A 7,121-nucleotide genomic window follows, 5' to 3' on the forward strand; every position below is an offset into this window, starting at 1 on the left:
ATCGACGGCCGCGGCAGGGCCGCCGGGCGCGCGGGCCGGGCTTTCGAAAGGGTGGGGAAGGGGCCGGCCTCAGCCGGCGGTGGTGTCGTCCAGCGAGGCCTGGAGATGGGCCGCATCGCCCCAGCCGACCAGCGACAGGCCCTGGGGCGTCCACAGCAGCCGGTTGATGGCGGCATTGCCGAGCAGCCAGGTGCGCGGCGCCTGCAGATCCTGGCGGGTGGCGGCGCGGTAGAGCACGTCCAGCACCCCGCCGTGGGCGACCAGCACCACCAGTTGGCCGACGTGCCGCGCCGCCAGGTCGTGGGCGGCGGTGGTGATCCGCGCGCGGAAGTCGATCAGGCTCTCGCCCCCCTCGGGCGGCGCGAAGCCCGGGTCGCGCTGCCGCCAGCGCAGCGCCATGCCGGGCTCGGCCGCCTCGATCTCGGCGAAGGTGCGGCCCTCGAACCGGCCGAAGGCCCGCTCCCGCAGGCGGGCGTCGGCCGTGGGCGCGACCGGCTCGGCCTGCGCCCGGGCGATGGCCTGGGCCGTTTCCCAGGCGCGCCGCAGGTCGCTCGAATAGATGGCCGCCACCGGTTCGCCGGCCAGCGCCTCGCCGGCCCGGGCGGCCTGCCAGCGGCCGATGTCGTTGAGCGGGATGTCCAGATGGCCCTGGATGCGGGTGTCGACGTTCCAGGCTGTCTCGCCATGGCGCACGGCGATCAGTCGGGTGGCTTCCATGGCGGGGATTCTAGAAAGCCCGCCTCGCCATGCTGCAGTGCGGGATCGCGTCAGCGCGGCGCCGGGGGCGGCGGCGCCTTTTTGCCGCCGATCTCGACGTCCACCCGGCGCTCGCCCTGCGGCGGGTGCGGGAAGCCCTGCAGCGCGGCGCGGAACATCGCCGGCAGCACGGCGCGGCTGTCGCCGTAGGGGCCCTCGTGGCGGGCGCGCGTCTCGTAGACCACCTCGTTGCCGGGCAGGGCGCGCAGCACGACGCTGACCTCGCGGTCGAACCAGGTGTCGGCCGGCGGCAGCCAGGCCGGGCCGAAGGGGCCGCCGTACCAGCCCGGGCCGTGCCAGGGGCGGTAGCGGTAGTAGCCGGGGCCCCAGTACCACGGGTCGGCCCAGGGCGAGAGTTCGGTGTCGACCCGGGCGCCGACCTGAACGCTGTAGCGCGGGGCCGCATCGTCGCGGCGCAGGCCCGCGGAGGCCAGCGCCGGCTCGGCCATGGCCTCCAGTTCGGCCTGCGCCTCGGGGCGGGCCTGCTGCGAGGGCAGGCGCTCGAAGCGGTAGGTGGCATCGGCCGGCACCGTGGCCGGCAGGGCCGAGAAGCTGTGGACCTGGCTGTCCACCGTCCAGGAGGTGGCGCAGCCGCCCAGGGCCAGGGTGGCGGCGAGCAGGAGGGGTGCCGGTGCGGATCGCATGGGAGGTCGAAGGCAGGTTCGTTGCACGGCCGCCCCGTCCGGCGCGCCGTGCCTACAGGCGGACCACCTGGAGGCCGGGCAGGGTGCCGGGCGCCGCGTCGGGCAGCTCGGGCGGGTCGAAGGCGCGGTCGCCGTTCTCGTCGGCCACGCCGGTCGGGGTGAGAGCCTTGAAGTCGTGCAGCGTTCCGTCCAGCAGGTGCGAAGGCGTCACGTTCTGCAACGCGCGGAACATGTTCTCGATGCGGCCCGGGTGCTTGCGCTCCCACTCGCGCAGCATGTCGGCCACCACCTGGCGCTGCAGGTTCTCCTGGCTGCCGCACAGGTTGCACGGGATGATGGGGAAGGCGCGGTGCTGCGCCCAGCGCACCAGGTCCTTCTCGGGCACGTAGGCCAGCGGGCGGATCACCACGTGCCGGCCGTCGTCGCTCACCAGCTTGGGCGGCATGGCCTTGAGCTTGGCGGCGAAGAACATGTTGAGGAAGAAGGTCGCCAGGATGTCGTCGCGGTGGTGGCCCAGCGCGATCTTGGTGGCGCCCAGCTCGTCGGCCACGCGGTAGAGGATGCCCCGGCGCAGGCGCGAGCACAGGCCGCAGGTGGTCTTGCCCTCGGGCACCACGCGCTTGACGATGCTGTAGGTGTCTTGCTCTTCGATGTGGAAGGGCACCCCCACCTGGCGCAGGTACGCGGGCAGCACGTCCTCCGGGAAGCCGGGCTGCTTCTGGTCGAGGTTGACGGCGATCAGGTCGAAGTGCACCGGCGCGCGGGCCTTGAGCTTCAGCAGGATGTCGAGCATCCCGTAGCTGTCCTTGCCGCCCGACAGGCACACCATCACCTTGTCGCCGGCCTCGATCATGTTGTATTCGCCGATGGCGCGGCCGACCTCGCGGCACAGGCGCTTCTCGAGCTTGTGCGCCTCGCGCTCGATCTTCGGGCTCGGCGCGGCGGCTTCTTCCGTCCAGACGGCGTGCATGGAGAAGCCTTCGCCCTGACGGGCTGCGGCGCGAGCGCCTTCGGGCGGCCGGGCGGCACTCATCTCATTTGCTTCCGAATACTTCGACGCCCACCGCCTCGCAGTCGGGATACACGTCGGGCTTCTGCGTCGACACGCGCGCCGCCTGCACCTTGGGGTGCGCCAGCATCTGCGCCAGCAGGTCGTCGCACAGCGTCTCCTGCAGGTGGATGTGGCCCTTGGACAGGCGCTGCGCCACCGTGCGGCGGATGAAGTCGTAGTCGACCACCTCGTCCAGCTCGTCGGCCTTCGGCGTGGACAGCGCCAGCGGGATGTACAGGTCCACGTTGATCAGCACGCGCTGCTCGGCGCGCTTCTCGAAGTCGTGCACGCCGATGTTGATCCACACCTCGTAGTCGCGCAGGAACAGGCGCCGGCAGCTCGTCAGCAGGGGGTCGATGGCGGTCATGGGGATGGAGGGTGTTTCAGCAGTTCGTCGACGACGAACATGATGTCGCGCGGCAGGGGCACGAGGTGCTGCCCATTGTCGACGCTCAGCGTGGTGCCCGTGACGCTCGGGGTCTCTGCCAGGAAGACGCAGGCCCTGGCCACGTCGGCCGGGTCGATCGGCCGGCGCAGCAGGTTGGCGCGCGAGGCGAGGGCGAAGTTCGCCTCGTCCTGCGGGCCGCTCGGGTAGAGGATGCCCGGCGCCACGCCGCACACCCGCACCCGCGGCGCCAGCGACTGCGCCTGCAGCGCCACCGCGCGCTCCAGCGCCAGCTTGGAGACGGTGTAGGAGAAGTAGTCCGGGTTCAGGTTGTAGACCTTCTGGTCCAGCACGTGGATGGCGCTGCATTCGTGCGTGCCGGGCTGGGCGCCGAGCAGGCGCGCCAGGTCCAGCGGGGCGACCAGGTTCACGCCGATCTGGCGCAGCGCCGCCCCGTTGTCGAAGTCCGCGCCCGTGTCGGGCTCGAAGGCCGAGGCGTTGTTGACCACACAGGCCAGCGGCGCCTCGGCCGCGACCTGGCCGAAAAGCGCGCGGCGCCCGGCCTCGGTGGTGATGTCGGCCGCCACGGCGCGCACGTCCAGGCCCTCGGCGCCCAGCCGCTGCGCCAGCGCCTGCGCCTCGGCGCCGGAGGCGCGGTACTGGCACCACACCCGCCAGTCGGCGCGCGCGAAGGCCTCGCACACCGCGGCGCCCAGGCGGCGTGCGCCGCCGGTCACCAGCACGGCGCGGCGGTCGGGAGATGGAAGAGGGGAAGACATCGCTCTCGATAATGCCCGGATGACGCAGGAGCCCGGCGCGCACGGCGCCACCCCCTCGGACCGGATGGCCCGGATTATCGATGCCGCCCTCGCCCGCGACGGCGGCTGGCTGCCCTTCGACCGCTTCATGGCGCTGGCGCTGTACGCGCCCGGCGCCGGCTACTACGCGCACGGCAGCCGTCAGTTCGGCCACATGCCCGCGTCGGGCAGCGACTTCGTCACCGCGCCCGAGCTGACGCCGCTGTTCGGCCGCGCGCTGGCCGTGCAGGTGGCCGAGGCGCTGGCGCAGACCGGCACCGGCGAGGTGTGGGAGTTCGGCGCCGGCTCCGGCGCGCTGGCCGCGCAACTGCTGGAGACATTGGGCGAACGTGTGGCGCGCTACACCATCGTCGACCTCTCCGGCAGCCTGCGCGAGCGCCAGCGGCAGACCCTGGCCGCCTGGGGCGGCAAGGTGCGCTGGGCCGGCGAACTGCCCGACCGCTTCGACGGCGTCGTGGTGGGCAACGAGGTGCTCGACGCCATGCCCGTCAAGCTGCTGGTGCGCCGGTCGGGCCGGTGGCACGAGCGCGGCGTGGTCCGCACTCCCGGCGGCGCGCTCGCCTGGGAAGACCGGTCCACCGCGCTGCGTCCGCCGGTGGAGATCGAGAGCGACCACGACTACCTGACCGAGATCCACCCCCAGGCGCGCGCCTGGACCGCCACCCTGGCCGAGCGCCTGGCGCGCGGCGCGGTGTTCCTGCTCGACTACGGCTTCCCGGAAGCCGAGTACTACCATCCGCAGCGCCACATGGGCACGGTGATGTGCCACCAGGGCCACCTGGCCGACGACAACCCGCTGGTGGCCGTGGGCGGCAAGGACATCACCGCGCACGTCGACTTCACCGGCATCGCGCTGGCCGGCCAGGACGCCGGCCTGCACGTGCTCGGCTACACCAGCCAGGCGCGCTTCCTCCTCAACTGCGGCCTGCCCGACCTGATGGCACAGGCCGACGCCGCGCAGCGCGCCATGGCGGCGCGCCTGATCCACGAGCACGAGATGGGCGAACTGTTCAAGGTGATCGGCTTCGCCGCCGCCGGCAGCACGCCCTGGGACGCCGTGGGCTTCCGCGCGGGCGACCGCAGCCACGCGCTGTAGCGGTGCCGTGCGTCCGGCGACGTTCGATCTGGAATCAATTGTTTGCAGTCTGAGATCCCCTCGAATGGGGATTCAGGTGGGTGCGTTGCCCCGACCGTGAATTAGTGCCTGCCTGGAAGGCATGAGCTGATCCCAGAATCCGACAGCAACACGTTGTGTCACCAGCGTGTTGCTGTCGCACATCGATCGGTACACCGATCGCTCAGGGAGAGGAAAAGCATGAATCGGGGAGTACACCGCGTCGTCTGGAACGCGGCGCGCGGGCTGCGCATGGCGGTGGCGGAGACGGCGCGCGGGATGGGCAAGGGTGCTGCGCGCGCCACGGTGGAGGCCACGGCCGTGCTGGCGCTGCTGGCCGCGCCAGCGGTCCAGGCCCAGATCGTCGCCAACCCCTTTGCCGCCGCCGCGCAGCGCCCGCAGGTGCTGGCGGCGCCCAACGGCGTGCCCCTGGTCAACATCACCACGCCCTCGCCCGCCGGGGTGAGCGTCAACCAGTACCAGCAGTTCGACGTCCACGCCGCCGGCGCCATCCTGAACAACAGCCGCACCACCGCGCAGACCCAACTGGGCGGCCTGGTGCAGGGCAACCCCTGGCTGGCCGCGGGCCCGGCGCGTCTCATCGTCAACCAGGTCAGCAGCGCCAACCCGAGCCACCTCAACGGCACCATCGAGGTGGCCGGCCAGCGCGCCGAGGTGGTGATCGCCAACCCCTCGGGCATCAGCGTCAACGGCGCGGGCTTCATCAACGCGAGCCAGGTCACGCTGACCACCGGGGTGCCGCAGTACGGCGCACTGGGCAGCCTGGACGCCTTCCTGGTGCAAGGCGGCACCATCCGCATCGAAGGCGCGGGCCTGGACGCGGGCAGCACCGACTACGCGGCCATCCTCAGCCGGGCGCTGCAGGTCAACGCCGCCCTCCATGCCAACGAGCTGAAGGTGGCCACCGGCGCCAACCGGATCTCGGCGGACCACGGCCAGGTCACCCCCACGGCAGGCAGCGGCCCCGCGCCCACCTTCGCACTGGACGTGGCGGCGCTGGGCGGGATGTACGCGCGCAAGATCACCCTGATCGGCACGGAAGCGGGCCTGGGCGTGCGCAACGCGGGCCGCATCGGCGCGGGGGCGGGCGCCCTGGTGGTGACGGCGGCCGGGCGGCTGGAGAACACCGGCACGCTGGAAGGGCAGAGCGTGCGGCTGTCCAGCGGCAGCGAGATCGACAACCGCCACGGCACCATCCGCCAGGCCAGCGCGGCGCGGCTGGACATCGGTGCGCCGACGCTGTCGAACACCGACGGCGGGTGGATCGGCGCCGAGCCCATCGCCGCGGGCGGTACGAGCGCAGGCACAGGCGGCACCGGCACAACGGGCACAACGTCGAGCGGCGCCACCGCCGGCGCGCCCCCGGCAGGCGGCTCGACGGGGAGCACGGCCGCCACGGCTCCGGCCGCCACCCCGGCAGCGCCGCCCGAGCCCGGCGCCATCACCGCTGCCGGCGCCCTCCTCAACGACGGGGGCCGGATCTACGCGGGCGGCCCGATCGCGCTGCACAGCCCGAACATCGTCAACCGCGGCGGCACGCTGAGCGTGGGCAGCCTGGCGCTGAACCAGGCGAGCTTCAGCAACCAGGACGGCACGCTGAACGTCAGCGGCGCCTTCAGCGCGCAGGTCGATCGCTTCGACAACAGCGCCGGCACCGTGCGCGCGGGCAGCCTGGACATCGCCAGCGCGGGCGAGCTGGTCAACACCGGGGGCACGCTCACCAGCGAGGGCGATGCAGCCTTGCGCGCGGGCGGCGGGCTGAACAACACCCGGGGCACGATCACCGCCGCAGGCGCAATGGGTGTCGAGGTTGCCGGCGCCATCCACAACGGCGCCGGCACGCTTGCCAGCAATGGAGCGCTGACCATCGCTGCCGACAGCCTGACGAACCGGTCGGGCGCCATCCGTGCGGCCGGTGCATCCCCTCTGGGCATCACCACCGCCGGCCTGCTGGACAACCGCCAGGGCGAGATCGGCGCGGGCGGCAACGCCACGCTCGCTGCGGGCGCCCTGAACAACGATGCCGGCCGCATCACGGCGGCGGGCGATCTGCTGGCCCACGTCGCCGGCGCCGCCAGCAACCGGGCCGGCACCCTCGCTGCCAACGGCAGCACCACCCTGAACGCCGGCAGCTACGACAACCATGGCGGCACGACCGCGGCCGTGGATGGCGATCTCACCGTCACCACCGGCGGCGCCACCACCAACGCCGGCGGCACGATGCAGGCCGGCGGTGCCACCCTGCTGGCCAACGCCGGCCTGGACAACACCCAGGGAAGGATCTTCGGCGAGCGCATCGGCGTCGACACGCACGGCCAGCAGTTCGCCAACG

General features: G+C 72.7%; 7 protein-coding genes. 2 read left to right on the forward strand and 5 right to left on the reverse strand.

Translation table 11 applies throughout. The features are described 5' to 3' along the window. Positions 1-69 precede the first annotated feature (69 nt). The 5 genes from Q392_RS17670 to Q392_RS17690 all read right to left on the reverse strand — a co-directional run bounded on the left by Q392_RS17670 (position 70) and on the right by Q392_RS17690 (position 3,615). The gene (locus tag Q392_RS17670) at positions 70-717 is read right to left on the reverse strand and encodes a histidine phosphatase family protein (protein WP_038210563.1); all 648 of its coding nucleotides are present in this window, start codon (positions 715-717) and stop codon (positions 70-72) included. Between the two features lie 50 nt (positions 718-767). After that, on the reverse strand, positions 768-1,400 hold the full coding sequence (locus Q392_RS17675) for a DUF4136 domain-containing protein (RefSeq protein WP_038210565.1): 633 nt from the start codon (positions 1,398-1,400) through the stop codon (positions 768-770). A gap of 52 nt (positions 1,401-1,452) precedes the next feature. Then, on the reverse strand, positions 1,453-2,370 hold the full coding sequence (gene ttcA, locus Q392_RS17680) for a tRNA 2-thiocytidine(32) synthetase TtcA (RefSeq protein WP_038210590.1): 918 nt from the start codon (positions 2,368-2,370) through the stop codon (positions 1,453-1,455). Positions 2,371-2,434: 64 nt separating this feature from the next. Beyond that, positions 2,435-2,818 carry a dihydroneopterin aldolase gene (locus Q392_RS17685; protein ID WP_038210567.1) on the reverse strand — a complete coding sequence of 128 codons (384 nt, stop codon included), beginning with the start codon at positions 2,816-2,818 and terminating at the stop codon, positions 2,435-2,437. Beyond that, entirely contained in the window at positions 2,815-3,615 is an 801-nt protein-coding gene (locus tag Q392_RS17690) for an SDR family oxidoreductase (protein ID WP_038210569.1), read from the reverse strand. The genes Q392_RS17685 and Q392_RS17690 overlap by 4 nt, the downstream gene beginning before the upstream one ends. A 19-nt stretch (positions 3,616-3,634) precedes the next feature. Between Q392_RS17690 and Q392_RS17695 the strand changes: the two genes are divergently transcribed. Beyond that, a complete protein-coding gene (locus tag Q392_RS17695) occupies positions 3,635-4,750 on the forward strand; it encodes a class I SAM-dependent methyltransferase (RefSeq protein ID WP_038210570.1) in 1,116 nt (371 codons plus the stop codon). Between the two features lie 219 nt (positions 4,751-4,969). Continuing rightward, positions 4,970-7,121: two-partner secretion domain-containing protein (locus tag Q392_RS17700; protein WP_157008047.1), on the forward strand; the 2,152-nt coding region annotated here is incomplete at its 3' end.

This window comes from Xenophilus azovorans DSM 13620 (assembly GCF_000745855.1).
GTDB lineage: Bacteria > Pseudomonadota > Gammaproteobacteria > Burkholderiales > Burkholderiaceae_C > Xenophilus > Xenophilus azovorans.